Below are 17525 nucleotides of genomic sequence, written 5' to 3'. Positions count from 1 at the left end.
AGCAAGCCCGCTCGCCACAGGAAGCACGCCCACTACACAGGCCCACTAGCCACATAAGACCGGCATACCACAACAAGCCCCCGCTCCAACAACAATCCCGAGTTCCCCACGCGCCGAAGTAGTTAGCCTGCTTCCTTTTATTCCAAGCCCTTGCCATCATGCGTTCACCGCCCGCCCGCGAACGAATGCCCATGCCTGCCACCGCCCCCAGTTCACTGTCGATCACGCTGCAGATCGTCTCCATCGTTTTTTATACCTTCATCGCCTTCATCTGCATCGGCCTGCCGATTGCGGTAATCCCTGGCTATGTGCATGAACAACTGGGGTTCAGCGCGGTGGTAGCCGGTGTCACCATCGGCTCGCAATACCTGGCCACCCTGCTCAGCCGCCCCATGGCCGGGCGCATGTCGGACAACGTGGGCACCAAACGCGCGATTGTGCTGGGCCTGGCCGGTATTCTCGTCAGTGGCGTGCTCACGTTGCTTGCGACGCTGGTTGAAAGCCTGCCCGCCTTGAGCTTGGGCATTCTGATCGTCGGCAGGCTGCTGCTCGGCGTGGCGCAAGGGCTGATCGGCGTGGGCACCATCAGTTGGTGCATGGGCGCGGTGGGTGCCGAACACACCGCACGCTCAATTTCGTGGAATGGCATCGCCTCGTACGGTGCCATTGCGATTGGCGCGCCCTTGGGCGTGGTGATGGTGGCCAAGTTTGGCTACATCAGCCTCGGCATTGCGCTGTCGTTATTGGCGGCGCTGGGTTTGTTGCTGATTCGGCATAAACCTTCGGTGCCGGTGGTGCGCGGCGAGCGGCTGCCGTTCTGGGCGGTATTCGGGCGTATCGCACCGTTTGGCGCGAGCCTGTGCCTGGCGTCGATCGGCTACGGCACACTCACCACCTTTATCACGCTGTACTACCTGGATCGCGGCTGGGCGGGCGCGGCGTACTGCCTGACGGTATTTGGTGTGTGCTTTATTGTGTCGCGCCTGGTGTTTATTTCCGCTATCAGCCGTTTTGGTGGGTTCAGCGCGGCGATTGCCTGCATGACCATCGAAACCCTCGGCCTGACGCTGCTGTGGCTGGCACCGTCCACCGGCGTCGCGTTGATGGGTGCGGGGCTGACTGGCTTCGGCTTGTCACTGGTGTACCCGGCACTGGGCGTTGAAGCCATCAAGCAAGTGCCCAATAGCAGCCGTGGCGCCGGGCTAAGTGCTTACGCGGTGTTTTTTGACTTGGCCCTGGCGATTGCCGGGCCGTTGATGGGCGCCGTGGCACTGAACCTCGGCTATGGCTGGATCTTCTTTTGCGCCAGCCTGCTGTCGGTCGCGGCGCTGGGCCTGACGCTGCTGCTCAAGCGCCGCGCTTACTGATCAGCAGTCTGCAACCCGGCGCGGGTCGACTTGCCAAGGGTGTGCACGAAGAATCGCCCTGCCTCGGAAATCAGGTCGCGGTGGATGCCTTCGCGGTCGACACCGTCGGCATCCGTGCAAATCGCCGGCATTGCCATCAATTGATCATCGTCACACGGCGCCATGAACACGAAGTGCCCTGCCCCGGCCAACAACTTGAAGTCCGGCGGCTCCGGCAGTTTGCGCGCCAGCGCTGCGGCGTTCTTGTCGACGGCCACCAGTTTGTCGCCATCGCCGCTGTAAAGCAGCACTGGCACATGCACATCGGCCAACGTGTGGCGACCGAACATCAAACTCAGTGGCGCCATCAGCATCAACGCGTGGATGCGCGGGTCGGCCTGCGGCTGCAGGTCGTCACGGTCGAACACCAGCTCGCCTTTGGTGGTGCAGGCATCGCTATCTTCCGGGCGCTCCTGGCAATAGCGGCGCAGGCGGTCGAAGTCCGGCTTGGCGCCCGCCAGGATCAGCGCGGTTTCGCCGCCAGCGGAATAACCGATAACCCCCACCTGGTCGACGTTGACGAACGGCGACAGCATCGGGTCGCCCAACGTGGCGGTGATCGCTTCGGAAATCTGGATTGGCCGGCCATACAAGTTGCTCACGGTGCCGAGGCGGCTGTGATCCTTGTAGTTATCGCCAGGGTGCAACACCGCAACTACCACAAACCCCTTGCGGGCCAGCGAGGTGGCCAAGTCGTGCAGGGCCAGCGGCGTGCCAGTGTTGCCATGCGACAGCAGCAACATCGGGAATCGGCCGATGGCGACCTTGGAGTCTTCAGCGGCGGCAACGTGGTACGCGCCTATTTGCGTGGCCTGCTCAGCGTCGGTCGAGGGGTAAAACGCGATGGCTTTCATCGGCTGCGAATCCAGCGGGTCGAGAAAAGTCATGCGATGAAAGCCCACACTCCAATGTGGGTGCGGCGCAGAGGCGGCCTGCACTGAAATCAGGCCGGCGAACAGGGAAAGAACCAAAACGGCACAAAGACGCATCATGGGGATGTCCACCTTTGCTGCGCAATCACGTCAACACCCGCGGCATGTCTGTTTGAAAAGTCCATAGTTCAAGGCGCTCAAGCCGGGTGATAAACCCATACGTGCATAACCTGGGCCAAAGTAGTGACAGCGGGTAAACGAAAAAACTCCATACTCCGGTCGTTTTCAGGCGACCAGAATACAGAGTTTAGGCGCCCGGCTTCAGATTGAAACCGGTCAAAGGCGAAATTTACACAAGCCTTACGCGGCGGCGAACAATTGCTCGTTGATCGCTGTGTTGGCATCGCTCAACGCCTTGCTGCGCACTTCTTCACCGTAAGCCAAGCCTTGCGCGCGGACAAACTCGATGTCAGTGATGCCGAGGAAGCCGAATACCAGCTTCAAATAGTCTTCATGGCAGACGTTGCTTGCCTGGCCGGCGTGCAGGCCACCGGCGGTGGAGACGATGATCAGCTTTTTGCCACCGCACAGGCCTTCAGGGCCGGCGTCGGTGTAACGGAACGTCTGGCCAGCCACCGCGATGCGGTCGATCCAGGCCTTGAGCTGCGAAGGCACCGAAAAGTTGTACATCGGCGCGCCAATCACTACGGCGTCGGCGGCGATAAATTCAGCCAGCGACGATGCACTCAGCTCAGCTTCGTGCTGTTGTACCGCGTCACGCAGTTCGGCAGCCGTGCCCAGCGCGCCGAGGGTCAGGCCGGAAAAGTGGCTGATGCCTTCGCTCGCCAGGTCACGGTAAGTCACTTCCACGCCCGGTTGTGCTGTTTGCCATGCCTTGACCACCGCAGCGCTGAGCTGACGCGATGCCGAGTTGTCGCCGAGAATGCTGGAATCGATATGCAACAGTTTCATGCGGGATCTCCAAGTGAGGATCGCGACGAGGCGATCGAATGAGGTTAATCCTGCAGGTGAAGCGAATGCTCGATTAGAGGGCGCAATTGTGACTGTTCGTTCTATCAGCAGGACAATGCACAATCCGCCCGGCGCGGCGCCATGCACTGACGGCACAAGGCTGATAATCCCCACCGGTTTTGTCGGAAAAACCCGTTCCAAATGGAACTCTCAAAGATTCTATTTTCAAAGTTTGATAACGTATCGCCGACTTTTTGGAGCGAATGAAATTGGCGACCTAAAGCTAAGCAGGCCTCCGCCAACCGCTTCTGACGCCTTAAAGAGGAAAGGATTTTGAGCCCCACCGACACCGCACAAGCGCTTCTGGCCGCTATCGATAACTGTGCCCGCGAACCCATCAGAACGCCAGGCAGCATCCAGCCTCAAGGGTTTCTGTTGGTGATTGAAGAAGCCACGATGAGCATCATCCAGGCCAGCGCCAACGTTGCCGAGTGGGTCGGCATTGAGGTGGCCGAGCTGCTCGGCACCCCGTTCGACGAGCTGGTTAGCCATGGCTCTGCGTTTGTCGACCAACTCAGTGAGCTTGACGAAGACCAGTTGCAAGCGTTCCACGTGGGTGACGCAAGGATTCTCAAGGGCGACAAGCAGGGCATGCTGGTCGCGATGATGCTGCACCGAAACGACGGCGTGCTGATTGCAGAATTTGAGCCCGCCAGCGATGTGGCTGTTGGGCACGGCCGTCTGTATCCGCTGATTCGCGCGTTTATCAGCCAAATGCGTGAAGACGAAGGCATTGATGAGCTGTGCCTGCGCGCCGTCGGGTTTATCAAACGCATCACCGGCTACGGACGTGTCAACGCGTACCGCTTCGATGCAGCGGGCAACGGCGTGGTCAACGCGGAGTTGGCGGATGAAGGCTTTGACCGGTATTACGGCCTGTGCTTCCCGGCCTCTGATATTCCGCAGCAAGCGCGTGATCTTTATTGCGCCAACCGCATCAGGATCATCGCGGACGTCGACTACACGCCCTCGCCGATCGTGCCCGCTGAAAACCCGAAAACCGGCCTGCCACTGGACCTCAGTTACGCCACGCTGCGCAGTGTTTCGCCGGTGCACCTGCACTACATGCGCAACATGGGCACCGGTGCGTCCATGTCTATCTCAATCGTGATGGACGGCACGTTGTGGGGGCTGATTTCCTGCCACAACACCCTGCCACGCGCGGTCAGCTTTCAATCACGCACGGCCTGCGAGTTATTGGGCCGTGTGCTGTCGTTGCAACTGGAGACCAAATCTGCGCATTTGCGCGCCCACAAGTTGCTCAGCCTGCGCAAGCAAATCGTGCAAATGCTGGCCGCGATGGCCGACCACGACAGCGTGTTAAAGGGCATTCGAGCCGTGCCTGAAGTATTTTTGGGGTTTGTCGGTGCCTCGGGCGCGGCGGTGGTTTCCGACACCGAATGTGACCTGTATGGCATCACCCCGACTGAAAGTCAGGTGATGGCGCTGACCACTTGGCTGGATGAACGCGGCGGCTCCCACCTGTTCTCCAGCGACAATGTGGGGCGCGATATTCCTCATCTGCCCGGCATTGCCAAGTCGGTGGGCGGGCTGCTGTCGGTGTCGATCTCGGAGGTCCATTCCAGCTACATCATTTGGTTTAAACCGGAACAAGTCCAAATCGTCAATTGGGCGGGCAAACCCCAAAAGCGGGTTGAGGATAACGGCCAACTCTCACCCCGCCAGAGCTTTGCCATGTGGCAGGAGACGGTCGAGGGTTTCTCCACGCCATGGGACAACAGTGAAATCGAAGGCGTGTCGGAACTGCGCCTGGCCGTGCTTGGCATCGTCTTGCGCAAGGCTGAAGAACTCGCGCAACTGGCGAATGAGTTGAAACGCTCGAACAAAGAGCTGGAAGCATTCTCGTACAGCGTTTCGCACGACCTGCGCGCGCCGTTGCGCCACATTGCAGGCTATGCGGAGCTGCTTGGCGACATGGAACAGGGCAACCTGACGGAGCGCGGGCAGCGCTTTTTGGGCACGATTGGCGAGTCGGCAAAGTTTGCCGGCACGCTGGTCGACAACCTTTTAAGCTTTTCCCAGATGGGCCGTTCGGCCATGCGGCTAAGCGAGGTCAACCTTGCGGCGATGATCGAATCGATTCAACGCGAGATGAAACCGGAATACGAGGACCGCACGATTGAATGGCGCGTGCTCGATTTGCCGGTCATCGTCGCCGACCCGGCTTTTCTGCATTTAGCGCTGCGCAACCTGGTGTCCAACGCCATCAAGTACACGCGCAATGAGCCTGTGGCGGTGATTCAGATCGAAGCCGTCAACGCATCGGACCATGTGATGGTGAGCATTAAAGACAACGGGGTCGGGTTCGATATGAAATATGCCGACAAGCTGTTCGGCGTGTTCCAGCGCCTGCACCGCATGGACGAATTTGAAGGAACCGGCATCGGCCTGGCAAACGTGAGGCGCATCGTCGAACGTCATGGCGGTACGGTCACAGCGCAAGGCAGCCTGAATCAAGGCGCGACGTTTTCTTTTTCGTTGCCAAAAAAACACCTTAGCCCTTTGGGCTGAAAAAACCGAGATAAAGCCATGCTTAAACCGATATTACTGGTAGAAGACGACCCCAACGACTTGGAACTGACGCTGGTGGCGCTGGAGCGCAGCCAGCTTGCGAACGAAGTGATCGTGGTGCGTGACGGCGCGCAGGCGCTGGACTACCTGTTCAAGCGCGACACCTTTGCCGACCGGGCCGACGGCAACCCTGCGGTTCTTCTGCTCGACCTTAAACTGCCCAAGGTTGATGGTTTGCAAGTGCTCGAAGCGATTCGCGCCACCGAAGCGCTGCGCAGCATCCCCGTGGTGATGCTGACCTCCTCCCGGGAAGAGCCCGACCTCTCGCGCGCCTATCAGCTGGGAGTGAATGCCTACGTGGTCAAACCCGTGGAATTCAAGGAGTTTGTCGGGGCCATTTCTGACTTGGGTATCTTCTGGGCTGTCTTGAACGAACCCCCACCGGGATCTGTCAGAGCGGTACGCCGCCCAAATTCCTGATAGCGCTACATTTAAGAACAGCTCATTTCCATGTCCGTGAACACGATCAAAATACTCCTGGTAGAAGACAGCCCGCACGACGCGGAGCTGACCATTCTGGCACTGGAAGCCAGTGGATTCGTGGTTGATTCCTCGCTGGTTCACAACCATGCGCAAGCGGAGCAAGCGCTTCGTTCGGGTGTATTTGATGTGGTGCTGTGCGATTACCTGCTGCCGGGGTCATCCGGTGCAGAGGTGTTGCGCATCGCCCAGCAGCTCGCGCCAAAAACGCCGTTCATTTTTTTATCGGGCATGTTTGGCGAGCAGCAAGCTGTAGAAATGATTCGCCTGGGCGCCGTCGATTATGTTCTGAAGCAGAACATGAAGATGCTCCCCAAGGCCGTCAGACGTGCTGTGCTTGAGGTTCGAGAGCGCGAGCAACGGCTCAAGGCCGAGGCGGCGCTGCAGGAAGTAGAGGTGCGCGCACGCCTGGCCATCGAAGCGGCAATGATGGGCGTTTGGGAACTCGACCTGGTCTCGGGCCGGTTGCTGTGGGACGAGCGTTGCAAAGCGTTATATGAATTGCCGCCCACCCTGAATATAGATTTGGACTACTTTTTTAGTCGCTGCCACCCCGATGACCGCGCTAACGTCGAGAAAAACGTTCAGGAAGCAATCACCTTTCAAAAAAACTACCAGGTTGAGTACCGCATAGTGCTGCCCGGCAACCGGGAACGCTGGGTTTTCGCCAACGGCAGATCGGTATTCGAACACGGAAAGTGCGTGCGCTTCACCGGCGTCGTGCAAGACATCAGTGAACGCAAGCGGGCGACCAAAGAGCTGGTCGAGCGCAATGAAGAACTGGGTCAACGCGTTGAGCAGCGAACGCGCGAGCGAGACCGCACGTGGGAATTGTCCCGAGAATTGCTGGCAGTCTTGCGCTTTGACATGACGCCCATCGCGATCAACCCCGCATGGCGGTCTGCACTCGGTTGGTCTGACACGCAGATCAACGACATGCGCCTGTGGGAGCTGATCCATCCCGAAGACCTTGAGGCCACGGTAAAAGAGACCGAGAACATCGCGCGCGGGCACATCTCGACGCGCTTTGTGAACCGCATGCGTCACGTCTCGGGCGGCTATCGCTGGTTGTCGTGGACGATAGTGCCCGAGAACGGGCTGATGTATGCAGCGGTGCGTGACATCACCGATGAGCGCGCCGTTGTCGAAGAACTCGCCGCGGCCAACCAAAGGCTGCGTGACCAGATTAAAGAGCGAGAGCGCGTTGAAGCGGCGTTACAGCAACTGCAACGACTCGAAGTCGTTGGCCAGCTTACCGCCGGTGTTGCGCATGACTTCAACAACCTGTTGACGGTCATTCTGACCAGCACGACGTTTGCCATTCGCGACATTGAAAAGGGCACCTTGGCCAAAACCATCAATCGTCTGAGCCACGTAAAAGAAGCCGGCGAGCGTGGCGCCAAGCTCACGGCGCAGTTGCTGTCGTTCTCGCGGCGCCAACGCCTGGTGCCTGTGGTGATCAATTTAAATGACGTGATCCGGGGCATGGGCAGCCTGATCGCCAGGGCGCTGGGTGCAAAAAACTCTATCCGCTATGAGTTGGCGCCGGACCTGCGCAATGCCATGGGCGACCCTACGCAAACAGAAATGATCATTCTCAACCTGGCGATCAACGCGCGAGATGCCATGCCTGCGGGCGGCACGATTACCTTTTCGACCGCGAACCTCACCGTCGACCGCCCGCCGCTACACCCTGAGGACCCAGAACCCGGGGTATACGCCGTGCTGACCATCAGCGACACCGGCAGTGGCATGCACGCGGACACGTTACGCAAGGCGTTTGAGCCGTTCTTCACTACCAAAGAAGTCGGCAAAGGTTCAGGCTTGGGACTTGCTCAGGTGTTCGGGTTTGCCAAGCAGTCTGGCGGCGGCGTCAATATTGAGTCGGCGATGGGCGTGGGTACCTCGGTCAGGGTCTACTTGCCCAGCGTAGAGGAATCCCAACACGCGCCAGAACCGCTGATGCCGAGCCCCTCGCCTAAGATTATTGCCGGCAGTAAAACCGTTTTGCTGGTGGATGATGACTCAGCCGTCAGGGCGGTCACCTCTCAAATGCTTGAGTCACTGGGTTACAACGTAGTCGAAGCCTGCGACGGCGTGCAGGCGCTGGAAAAGATTGATTCTGTGATTGATGCGGTGGTCACTGACTTTGCGATGCCTGGCATGACCGGCGGCGAGTTGGCCTCGACCATTCGCCAGACGCGCCCCACGATGCCGATTGTTTTCGTCACAGGCTACGCCGACGTCGATGTGCTGGGGCTGCAAACGGCCACGGTGATTCAAAAGCCTTTTGATGAAAAAATGCTTCAGGACCGACTGATCATGGCGCTTAGCAACACTGGCACCTGAGCTGCGAGCACTACCGGGCAGTGCGCCTTTGACGAATCGCTCGCCCCCATCGGACTACCGTGGGCGGATGGCAGATTCATAATCTCTCTGTAATATGGGCGACGATACGTTTCCCTGGGTTCGGTTTTCATGCATCAGTTGCTTGAGCAGCTTCTCAATCGTGCGCTCGATGTCATGTCATCCGGCTCACCTGCCGTGCCCCTGCTGGGCGAACTCGCGAGTTTGCTGCAGGGTAATCTGCCGGGCTGCGTGGTGGGCATTAACGTGCTCGACAAGCCCGGCCGAACGTTCCGCCATTCAATTTTCCCCAACCTGCCCGATGAGTTCGCGCGCGAACTGGAAGGCAATGTCATCACCGGAAAAAGAGGTTCGTGCGGGCTGGGCGTGCTGACTGGCCAAATAGTCAACGTGCCTGACGTGGCCAATGACGAGCGCTTTTCGGATGAATGGAAAGCCCTGTTTGCGCAGTATGGTTTAGCGTCCCTGGTCTCCATACCGGCATTGAGCGCAGACGGCGAGGCGCATGGCAGCCTGGCGATCATTCATCCTCACGCCGCACCGCTTGCGCCTGAACAGATCAATGACTTGAAACCGGTCGCCGCACTCTGCGCAAAAATCTGCGCGTACAGCAGAACGCGTGAAACCACGCAGTTCTTGCTGGGTGAGCTTGAGCACCGTATTCGAAACCTCTATATGACCGTGGGTGGTTTGGCCAACCTGACCATCAAAAGCTACCCGGACCCGCGTAAATTTCGCAGCGTCTTCGGCGAACGCCTGACCCTGATGCACCGCGCCCACTCACTCGCGTTCAGCGAGCGTGAAATGGGCCTGGCGCAGTTGATAAATGAAATGCTCGCGCCGTATACCCAAGACTATGCCATCAGCATCAACGGGCCAGACATCAACCTCACCCCGGACGCCGCGTGTGCGTTGGCGTTGGCCATCAATGAGCTGGGCACGAACGCGTCGAAATATGGCGCACTGTCCAAGGCCGGCGGCATGCTCACGGTGAACTGGAACATCGTGGCGATGGACGAATCAGGCGCTGGCACAGCCTTCAAACTTCAATGGACCGAACGCAGCGGCCCAACCGTTCTGCCACCCACACGCCAGGGCTATGGAACACGGATGATAAGCGGCACGCTGAGTAACGCATTTGATGGGCGTGCGCTGTTTTCCTTCGAGCAGGAAGGGTTGAGTTGCGAGATCTCTGCGCCGTTTTCTGCAAAGCTCAGCAGCGAACATTCCCGCCTCCGCAACTGACTGAGGTGAGCAATGCAAGGTAACGTCTTTAAGGTAATGGGCCTGCTACTGGTCTTGTGCACTGCGCCGGTGGCGAAGGCTGAGGACAGCCTGTTCGTGCATCCGGGGATGCTCAGTACGGAGGATGATTTTGCGCGTGCCAAAAGAATGATCAACGCCAACGTATCGCCTGCCGTCGACAGTTGGAACCTGCTGAGAAAAAGCCGCTATGCAGCCGCCGACTACGCACCCCGCCCGGTCGATAAAGTAGTGCGTGGCAACCCGTCATGGGGCAAAGACAACTACGCGTTGCTGTTCCAGGACGCTTCAGCCGCGTATCAGTTAGCCGTGCGCTGGAAAATCTCCGGCAACATCGAATATGCAAACGCTGCCGTTGCGGTGCTTGATGCGTGGGCAGGCACACTGACCGACGTGATCGGTACCAGCGATAAATACCTGGCGTCCGGCCTGTATGGGTATCAACTGGCCAACGCCGCAGAGATCATGCGAACTTACCCCGGCTGGACAAAATTCCCGGCGTTCAAACAGATGATGCTCAAGGTTTTTTACCCGATGAACCATGACTTCATTACCCAACATAATGGTTACGGCGAAGCGGGGCTGCATTACTGGGCCAATTGGGATTTGGCCAATCTTGCCTCGATGATGGCCATCGGCATCCTGACCGACCGCCACGACATTTATCAAGAATCGCTTGAGTATGTACGTCACGGAAAAGGCAACGGCGCCTTCAACCACGCCATGTGGGCCGTGTATCCCGGCACAGGAACCGACGTCGGCCTGGCTCAGGTTCAGGAAAGCGGCCGTGATCAGGGCCACTCCACGTTAGACATTGCGTTGATCGGAGTGATTTGCCAAATGGCCTGGAACCAAGGCGATGATCTATTCGGCGCTAACGACAATCTGGTACTGAAAGCCAGTGAATACGTTGCGAAGTACAATCTTTTCCATGATGTTCCGTGGACCCCCTACACCACCGCCGACGGCTCGGTACAGAATCAAATCTCGCCGGCAAGTCGCGGCAGTACCCGCCCGATATGGACGTTGATTTACAACCATTATGCGGGGATCAGCCACCTGCAAGCCCCTTACACCAAACAAATGATGGACAATTTCGGCCCTGAAGCCGGTGCCTATGGAACCACCAGCGGGGGTTTTGATCAGCTCGGTTACGGTTCGCTGCTGTTCAGCAACTACTTGGCATCCACCCCTCTAAAACATTAACGTTCACGCGCGGCGGGTAATTGATCGTCGAGCATCATTGGGTTCTGTTTGATGAAAACGCCGCGCCGACTCTGCCTTGTTTTGGGCGACCAATTGTCGTTTGACCTCGCCTCATTGCAAGACCTGGACGCCGAACACGATACGGTGCTGCTGGTCGAGGTCATGGAGGAAGCCAGCCACGTTCCTCATCACCCGCAAAAAATCGCCTTGATCTTCAGCGCCATGCGCCACTTCGCCGAGGCTTTGCGCCAACGCGGGGTTAACGTGCACTACGTCACCCTCGACGATCCGCACAATAGCGGCTCGGTGCCGGGCGAACTGCAGCGCTGGCAGGCACTACTGGGGCCAGTTGAAATACAGGCGACGGAATGCGGCGACTGGCGTCTGGAACATTCGCTCAAGCATTGTGGCGTGGCGATCGAGTGGCACAGCGACACACGTTTTCTGTGCACACGCGACGAATTCTCCAGCTGGGCGCAAGGCAAAAAGCAGCTGCGCATGGAGTTTTTCTACCGCGAGATGCGTCGCAAGAGCGGGTTATTGCTCAATGGCGACGGCACCCCGGTCGGCGGCGCGTGGAACTTTGATGCCGAAAACCGCAAGGCATTGCCCAAAGGCGTGAGACCGCCCTCACCCGCGCGCTATGCCCCGGACGCCATCACCCAGGATGTACTCGCGTTGGTGGCCAAACATTTCAGCGGTCACTACGGCGCACTCGACACCTTCGACTACCCGGTTACCCACGCCGACGCTCAGGCGTTGTGGGCGTATTTTCTGGACTGGGGCCTGGCCGCCTTCGGCGATTATCAAGACGCCATGGCCAGCGACGAGCCGTTTCTGTTTCACGCCAGAATCAGCGCTGCGCTGAATATTGGCCTGCTGGACCTGCGCACGCTGTGCAGCGATGTGGAGGCGGCCTATTGGTCGGGCAATGTCGCACTGAATGCTGCCGAAGGCTTCATTCGCCAACTGATCGGCTGGCGCGAGTACGTGCGTGGCGTCTACTGGTTGAAAATGCCCGACTACGCCGACGGCAATGTGTTGGGCAATACGCGCGCGCTTCCCGAGTTTTACTGGACCGGTAAAACCCGCATGAACTGCATGCGCCAAGCCATCAACCAAAGCCTTGAGCACGCCTACGCTCACCATATTCAACGGCTGATGGTCACCGGTAACTTCGCCCTGCTTGCCGGCATCGCGCCGAGTCAAATCTGCGAGTGGTACCTGGCGATTTACATGGACGCTTTCGACTGGGTTGAGCTGCCCAATACCTTGGGCATGGTCATGCACGCCGACGGCGGTTATCTTGGCTCCAAGCCTTACTGTGCGAGCGGCCAGTACATCAAGCGGATGTCGGACTATTGCGGCGGGTGCGCCTACAAAGTGACTGAAAGTACCACCGACAATGCCTGCCCTTTCAACGCGCTTTATTGGCATTTTCTGATGCGGCACCGTGACCTGCTGCGCGGCAACCACCGGATGAGCATGCTGTACAAAAACCTCGATCGCATGGCTGAATCCAAACAGCAGGCGCTGTGGCACCGTGGCCAGGCATTGCTGGCCAAACTGGACGCGGGTGAGTCACTTTGAAAAAGGCCGAGCTGCCGGTCAAAACCTGCGCGACCTGCGGGCTGCCCTTCGCGTGGCGAAAAAAGTGGGCGCGCAGCTGGGACCAGGTACGCTATTGCTCAGAACGCTGCCGACGCAACAAGTCGGCTGCAGTAGACCCGGCATGAATCCGAAAAATAGGCTGATACGTTGAATATTCAGGTTTTGTTATGACCTTGTCAGATGGCACCGCGCGGAATCTGTCTGACCTCTATTATTTCGCCAAAGTCGTCGAAGCCGGTGGTTTCGCGGCGGCTGGCCGGCTACTCGGCATTCCCAAATCGCGGCTGTCGCGGCGCATTGCCGAACTCGAAGAACGCCTGGGCGCACGCCTGTTGCAACGCACCACCCGGCAACTGACCCTCACCGCCGTCGGCGAGCGCTACCTGCGCCACTGCCAGGCGATGTTGCTGGAAGCCGAAATGGCCGACGAGGCGGTGGCGAGTATGTCCAGCGAACCGCGCGGGCGGCTGCGGGTCAGTTGCCCGGTGGGCATGGGCCAGCACATGCTGCAGGAGATGGTCGCGGGGTTTCTCGCCGCCCACCCGCTGGTGCAACTGGAAATGATTTTGGTCAACCGCCGTGTCGACCTGGTGGCCGAAGGCATCGACGTGGCCCTGCGCGTGCGCGAGCTGGGCGATGAAGACCCGCTGCTGGTGACCAAGCGCCTGCGTCAGGCGCAGACCCTGCTGGTGGCCAGCCCTGAATTCCTGCAGGGCCGCCAGGTCACTACGCTGGCAGACCTCAAGCAACTGCCGATACTCGGTGCGCTCGAAGCCGATCGCCTGGTGCACCTGCGCCTGATCGACCCGCAAGGCCACAGCGAAGTTTTGATGATGGAAGCACGCTTGGGCATCGACGATTTCATCGTCCGCAAGGCCTGCGCCCTCAAAGGCCTGGGCTTTACGCTACTACCGATGATGTACTGCGAAGCAGAATTGGCCAGCGGCGAGTTGGTGCAACTGCTGCCGCAATGGTCGTCGCCGGGCGGTTGGTTGCAGGCGGTCTACCCGCACCGGCGTGGCGTGCTGCCGGCGATTCGGGCGTGGATCGACTATCTGGAAGAAGCCTTTAAAGGCTGCGGGGACCGTTTGTTATGAACATGACCGAGCAACAGGTGGCGGCCTTCTGCCTGAGCCTGCCCGGCGCGCGGGAAGACTACAAATGGGGCGGCGTGCGGGTGTTCTCGATCGCCGGCAACAAGATGTTTGCCCTGCAAAACCTGCGTGGCGAGTCGCTCGCGTTCAAGGTCGACAAAGAGTTGTTTCTGGGCCATGTAGACCGCCCGGGCATCCACCCGGCGCCTTACCTGGCACGGGCGCAGTGGGTGATCATGAACACGCCCTACCCGCTCGGCGCCGAAGAGCTGCGCAGCCTGTTGCAGCGCTCTCACCAACTGGTGGTGAGCAAACTGCCCAAACGCACGCAGATCGGCTTGCGCCTGGACGACTGATCACAAGGTGCCGCCGAGGAACAACTGGTCGAGCCAGAACACTTGGTGCAGCAACACAATCACCCAGAACAGCACTTGGTAAGACACCTTGCGCGTCTTGTGCCGCAGCACCTGCTGAGCAATCAAAGCCCCCGGCCAGCCGCCCGCCAGTTCCACGGCGTGCAGGATGTTTTCCGGGGTGCGCCGGCCTTCGGTTTGCGCCTTGCGCTTGTCGTTCCAGTACAGCAAAAACGCCAGCACACTGACCACCGCGTAAGCGGCGAGCGGCAAAACCGTCTCGCCGCGCTGCCACACCAATACCGAACCGGTCAGCGGTGCCGCGCACACCAACGCAAAGATCAGCGCCTTCAAGCGTGGCCGCTGAAGGGTCATGGTTTTACCGCAGTCCAGTCGATCCAGCCAAACTGCCAGGTCGCCAGGATCACCAGACCGAACGCAATCCGGTACCAGGCAAACGCCGCGTAGCTGTGGCTGGCAATAAACTTGAGCAAGGCCTTGACCGCAATCATCGCGAAGATGAACGAGGTGACAAAACCGATGGCGAAAACCGGCAGGTCATCGGGCTGGAACAGGTGACGGTACTTGTAACCCGAATACACCGCCGCGCCGACCATGGTCGGCATCGCGAGGAAGAACGAAAACTCGGTTGCGGTCTTGCGCGACAGGCCAAACAGCAAGCCGCCAATAATGGTTGCGCCGGAACGCGAGGTGCCCGGAATCATCGCCAGGCATTGGGCCAGGCCGACCTTGAGTGCGTCTTTCCAGGTAATGTCGTCCACGCTGTGCGCATGCACCGCATGTTCGCGGCGCTCGGCCCACAACATGATCACGCCACCGATCACCAACGCTGTGGCCACGGTGATCGGGTTGAACAGGTAGTGCTTGATCAGGTCGGCGAAAATCACCCCCAGCACCACGGCCGGCAGCACCGCGATGATCAGGTTGACTGTGAAGCGCTGGGCATTGCGCTGGGTTGGCAAGCCAATCACCACGTCGAAAATCTTGCGCCGAAACTCCCAGACGACGGCGAGGATCGCACCCAACTGGATAATAATGTTGAACGCTTCGAAGCGTTCGCCGCCGAAGCCGATCAAGTCGGCGACGATGATCTGGTGGCCGGTACTGGAGATCGGCAGGAACTCTGTCAGCCCCTCCACCACGCCAAGAATCAATGCCTGTATGGCGGTCCAAAAATCCATGCTTTCTCCAAAGGTCATGCCCATCGGCGTGCCTTGTTAGTCTTTTTTAAGGGTTCACTGACGACGAGCGCACTCAAGGCCCGGGGTTGATTCTCAACACCGGACTGCAAAATTTCCGTGAAAAATCAGCGAGTACTCAGGTTTTTCAATTTCAGGCCGAAAGCCTATCAGACACGCGGGAAATGTCGATGCAGCGCCCACAATTATAAAAAGCACGGAGTGACAGTACGATGAACAGTTTGCGCAGCATGTCGATCAGCCGCCGGCTCTGGTTGATCCTGGTAGTTGCCGTGTTGATGCTGCTGACCCTGGGGCTGCTGATGCTCAAACAGATCCATGGCGACCTCTACCAAGCCAAGCGTCAACAAACCCAGCACGTGGTGCAAACCGCCAGTGGCGTACTCACCTATTACCAGAACCTCGAAAAAACCGGCGTACTGACCCGCGAAGCGGCGCAGCAACAAGCCCTGAGCGCGGTGCGTGGCCTGCGCTACGACCATGACGACTATTTCTGGATCAACGACCTGACGCCCGTGATGATCATGCACGCGGCCAACCCCAAGCTCGACGGCCAGAACCTCTCGGCGATTCGGGACCCCGACGGTTTTGCGGTGTTCAACGAGTTCGTGATCCTGGCCAAGGCCAAGGGCGCCGGTATCGTCAACTATCGCTGGCCCAAACCTGGCGCCGACGCGCCGGTGGAGAAAACCTCGTATATCCAGTTGTTTGAGCCGTGGGGCTGGATTATCGGCTCCGGCGTGTACGTGGACGACGTGCAGGCCGAGTTCAAAGGCCAGGTGTGGAAAGCCTCGCTGATCGGCCTGGTTATCGCGCTGGTAATGGCCGCCTTGGTCATGCTGATCGCGCGCAGCATCGTCAACCCGTTGCAGGCGGCGGTGAACGCCATGGCCAACATCGCCAGCGGCGAAAGCGACCTGACCCGCAGCCTCGACACCCACGGGCACGACGAAGTCAGCCAATTGTCTGTGCACTTCAACAGCTTTACCGCCAAGCTGCACCGCGTGGTCAGCCAATTGCAGACCTGCGCCAGCGCGCTTGGCCAGTCATCGACCGAGCTGGGCAGCAGCGCCAGCCAGGCGCATGACCGCAGCCAGCAACAGTCGCAACAGATGGAACTGGTGGCGACCGCGGTCAACCAAGTCACCTACGGCGTGCAGGACGTGGCAAAAAACGCCGAACATGCCGCCAGCGAAATGCGCAATGCTCAGGCCCAGGCGCAACAGGGCCAAATCAATATCGACGGCAGCTTGCAGCAGATCGACCAGCTCTCCAGCACCATCAGCCAAGCCGTGGAAGTGATCCGCACACTCTCCAGTGAAAGCACGCAGATTGGTGGCGTGCTGGAAGTGATTCGCTCCATTGCCGACCAGACCAACCTTTTGGCGCTCAACGCCGCTATCGAAGCCGCACGCGCGGGCGAACAAGGCCGTGGTTTTGCCGTGGTGGCGGATGAAGTGCGCTTGCTGGCCCAGCGTACGCAAAAATCCACCGCCGAAATCCAGGTGATGATCGAGCGTCTGCAAGGCCACTCGGAAGCGGCGGTCAAGGTGATCAGCGACAGCCACAGCGCCTCGCAGTTGACCATCGAACAAGCCGGCCAAGCCGGTGCCAGCCTCAATGCCATCGGCCAGGCGCTGCTCAACCTGAGCGGGCTGAACGCCTCGATCGCCAGCGCCACGCTGCAACAGGCGCATGTGGTGGAAGACATCAACCAGAACGTCACACAAGCCGCCGGGCTGTCCCACAGCACCGCGCTGGCCGCTGAACAGTCCAGCGTCGCGAGTGAGCATTTGCGTGGGTTGAGTGAACAGCTTGATGGGTTATTGCGACTGTTCAAGGTTTAGGTCGCACTCGATCAAACTGTGGGAGCGGGCTTGCTCGCGATGGCATCAACCCGGTATGCCTGATGGTCCGAGGTGCCTGCATCGCGAGCAAGCCCCACAAAAAGCGCTTTTGATCTGCTTCAACCACTCAGGTCGGCTTTCAGGCCGCCGTGCTTTTGCTTCTGATCTTGATCTGAGAAGCG

The 17525-nt window shown here is 59.1% G+C and carries 15 protein-coding genes; 11 read left to right on the top strand and 4 right to left on the bottom strand.

Annotated elements, in window-relative coordinates; all coding sequences use genetic code 11:
* Nucleotides 1-191: 191 nt before the first annotated feature.
* Nucleotides 192-1367, top strand: a complete 1176-nt coding sequence (locus F0169_RS17240; protein ID WP_152747166.1) for an MFS transporter — start codon at nt 192-194, stop codon at nt 1365-1367.
* On the opposite strand, the gene F0169_RS17235 is transcribed toward F0169_RS17240, so the two are convergent.
* Nucleotides 1361-2398 (bottom strand): alpha/beta hydrolase family protein, encoded by a 1038-nt coding sequence (locus F0169_RS17235; RefSeq protein ID WP_152747165.1) that lies wholly within the window; start codon nt 2396-2398, stop codon nt 1361-1363. The two genes, F0169_RS17240 and F0169_RS17235, sit on opposite strands and share 7 nt — an antisense overlap.
* Before the next feature lie 240 nt (nt 2399-2638).
* Nucleotides 2639-3250 (bottom strand): FMN-dependent NADH-azoreductase, encoded by a 612-nt coding sequence (locus F0169_RS17230; protein WP_152747164.1) that lies wholly within the window; start codon nt 3248-3250, stop codon nt 2639-2641.
* A gap of 333 nt (nt 3251-3583) precedes the next feature.
* Between F0169_RS17230 and F0169_RS17225 the strand changes: the two genes are divergently transcribed.
* The 9 genes from F0169_RS17225 to F0169_RS17185 all read left to right on the top strand — a co-directional run bounded on the left by F0169_RS17225 (nt 3584) and on the right by F0169_RS17185 (nt 14279).
* Entirely contained in the window at nt 3584-5842 is a 2259-nt protein-coding gene (locus tag F0169_RS17225) for an ATP-binding protein (RefSeq protein WP_058413500.1), read from the top strand.
* 18 nt (nt 5843-5860) lie between these two features.
* Entirely contained in the window at nt 5861-6322 is a 462-nt protein-coding gene (locus tag F0169_RS17220) for a response regulator (protein ID WP_058413501.1), read from the top strand.
* Nucleotides 6323-6352: 30 nt separating this feature from the next.
* Nucleotides 6353-8731 (top strand): hybrid sensor histidine kinase/response regulator, encoded by a 2379-nt coding sequence (locus tag F0169_RS17215; RefSeq protein ID WP_152747163.1) that lies wholly within the window; start codon nt 6353-6355, stop codon nt 8729-8731.
* A gap of 129 nt (nt 8732-8860) precedes the next feature.
* Nucleotides 8861-9994 (top strand): HWE histidine kinase domain-containing protein, encoded by a 1134-nt coding sequence (locus F0169_RS17210; protein WP_152747162.1) that lies wholly within the window; start codon nt 8861-8863, stop codon nt 9992-9994.
* 36 nt (nt 9995-10030) lie between these two features.
* Nucleotides 10031-11218, top strand: a complete 1188-nt coding sequence (locus F0169_RS17205; protein ID WP_241679137.1) for an alginate lyase family protein — start codon at nt 10031-10033, stop codon at nt 11216-11218.
* 51 nt (nt 11219-11269) lie between these two features.
* Nucleotides 11270-12808: a cryptochrome/photolyase family protein gene (locus tag F0169_RS17200; protein ID WP_152747160.1), complete on the top strand. Its 1539-nt coding sequence runs from the start codon at nt 11270-11272 to the stop codon at nt 12806-12808.
* Entirely contained in the window at nt 12805-12954 is a 150-nt protein-coding gene (locus F0169_RS17195) for a DUF2256 domain-containing protein (RefSeq protein ID WP_152747159.1), read from the top strand. Before F0169_RS17200 ends, F0169_RS17195 begins: the two co-directional genes overlap by 4 nt.
* 42 nt (nt 12955-12996) lie before the next feature.
* Nucleotides 12997-13926: a LysR substrate-binding domain-containing protein gene (locus F0169_RS17190; RefSeq protein ID WP_058413505.1), complete on the top strand. Its 930-nt coding sequence runs from the start codon at nt 12997-12999 to the stop codon at nt 13924-13926.
* A complete protein-coding gene (locus F0169_RS17185) occupies nt 13923-14279 on the top strand; it encodes an MmcQ/YjbR family DNA-binding protein (protein ID WP_058413506.1) in 357 nt (118 codons plus the stop codon). The genes F0169_RS17190 and F0169_RS17185 overlap by 4 nt, the downstream gene beginning before the upstream one ends.
* Here the strand turns inward: F0169_RS17185 and F0169_RS17180 are convergent, their stop codons facing one another.
* Nucleotides 14280-14651 (bottom strand): DUF1294 domain-containing protein, encoded by a 372-nt coding sequence (locus F0169_RS17180; RefSeq protein WP_058413507.1) that lies wholly within the window; start codon nt 14649-14651, stop codon nt 14280-14282.
* Nucleotides 14648-15478: an undecaprenyl-diphosphate phosphatase gene (locus F0169_RS17175; RefSeq protein ID WP_058413508.1), complete on the bottom strand. Its 831-nt coding sequence runs from the start codon at nt 15476-15478 to the stop codon at nt 14648-14650. The genes F0169_RS17180 and F0169_RS17175 overlap by 4 nt, the downstream gene beginning before the upstream one ends.
* A gap of 230 nt (nt 15479-15708) precedes the next feature.
* Here F0169_RS17175 and F0169_RS17170 point away from each other — a divergent pair, with 230 nt between their 5' ends.
* Nucleotides 15709-17343: a methyl-accepting chemotaxis protein gene (locus tag F0169_RS17170; RefSeq protein WP_152747158.1), complete on the top strand. Its 1635-nt coding sequence runs from the start codon at nt 15709-15711 to the stop codon at nt 17341-17343.
* Nucleotides 17344-17525 lie beyond the last annotated feature (182 nt).

Origin of the sequence: Pseudomonas kitaguniensis (assembly GCF_009296165.1) — a bacterium.
In the GTDB taxonomy this organism is placed as follows: domain Bacteria; phylum Pseudomonadota; class Gammaproteobacteria; order Pseudomonadales; family Pseudomonadaceae; genus Aquipseudomonas; species Aquipseudomonas kitaguniensis.
Note: the sequence above shows the minus strand (reverse complement) of the source record. Positions and strands in the feature narration are given on the sequence as shown.